Source organism: Neisseria sp. P0021.S006 (assembly GCF_051956895.1).
The window spans coordinates 1-1,462 of sequence record NZ_JBQCWZ010000341.1; the positions used below are offsets into that span (position 1 = coordinate 1).

2 protein-coding genes are annotated in these 1,462 nt (G+C 50.3%); one reads left to right on the forward strand and one right to left on the reverse strand.

Annotation, left to right across the window (positions count from 1 at the left end; translation table 11 throughout):
- A partial coding sequence (locus ACTHUM_RS13930) for a L,D-transpeptidase (protein ID WP_440403162.1) occupies positions 1 to 968 on the forward strand: 968 nt, incomplete at its 5' end.
- Between the two features lie 95 nt (positions 969 to 1,063).
- On the opposite strand, the gene queC is transcribed toward ACTHUM_RS13930, so the two are convergent.
- Positions 1,064 to 1,462, reverse strand: a 399-nt coding sequence (gene queC / locus ACTHUM_RS13935; protein WP_440403163.1) for a 7-cyano-7-deazaguanine synthase QueC, incomplete at its 5' end; no start/stop codon positions are given.

The window sequence follows — 1,462 nt, forward strand, 5'->3', positions numbered from 1 at the left end:
GACAACACGTCGTTATCAATATTACGCAACAGCGTTTGTTCCTCTACGACAACGGTAAACTGAGCAAAATTTATCCTGTTGCCGTCGGCAAAGCCATGACCCAAACCAATCTGGGCGAACATAAAATAGGCGCAAAAGCCTACAACCCGGTTTGGCATATCCCTAAATCCATCCAAAAAGAACGCAATGACGGAGTTAAAAGCGTACCGGCCGGCCCGAATAACCCGCTGGGCCCGGTATTTGTCCGTCTTGGCGACCCTAAATTAAGCCTTGGCATTCACGGCACCAATGCCCCTGCCAGCGTACCCGGCGTCCGCAGCCATGGTTGCGTGCGCATGAAATCGCCTGACGCATTGGAATTCGCCAAAACCATCGCAACAGGTTCTCCTGCCTCCGTTATCTATCAAATGGCAAGTCTGAACGAAGATGCCAACCAAAACTTGTGGCTGGCTGCCTATCGCGACCCATACGACAAGAAAAACCTTGATACGGCTGCCCTGAAAAAAAGCATTACTGCCTGGGCAAAAGCGCACGGCAAAACCATTCCTGCCGCACGTGTGGATGCAATCCTGAAAGGACGCACCGGCGCAGCAAACTGTCTGACCTGCGCCAAAGGTGTGAAACTCAAATCGCCTTTGAAGTCTTTGGCATGGACCAGCGGCACGGATGCTTACAGCAAACCTAAAGTCATGCCGAAACCGGCTCCTGCTAAAGATGTGGTATTGCCTCAAGGAACTGAAATCGAAGTCGATGCTACCGACGATACAAACAAGGCAGCATCCGAACCGAAACAAAGCGTTCGTCCGACTCCGGTGAAACCGGCAAAACCTGCTGCCAAACCGGCAACCACTCCGGCCGATACTCCTGCTTCTGTGCCTAAAGCCGCTTCCGAACCGGCTACTACCCCTGCCTCTTCCCCTGCGAAAGATGCTCCGACAAGCAGCGAACCTGCAGATTTGTTGTTCTAAGCAGAACAAAATACATAGCCAAAGGCCGTCTGAAATGAATTTTTCAGACGGCCTTTTCGTACAACTGGATATTGGAAATATATGCCCCTCTTAATTCAGACGGCCTTTTTACTTTCCAAATATTCCGACAAACCGCACTCGCGCAAAATACAGCTTGGGCATTCATGACAACCACCAACCACGCCGTTATAACAGGTATGCGTGTGCTCACGAATATAATCCAATGCACCCATTTCATCTGCCAGCGCCCATGTTTGCGCTTTGGTTAAATACATCAAGGGCGTATGGATTTGAAAAGCGTAATCCATGGCCAGATTCAGCGTGACATTCATCGACTTGACGAACACATCGCGGCAGTCGGGATAACCGGAAAAATCGGTTTCGCACACGCCGGCAATAATATGGCGTATTCCCTGCCCTTTGGCGTAAATGGCGGCATAAAGCAAAAACAAAGCATTGCGTCCATCTACAAATGTATTGGGCAGGCCGTCTGA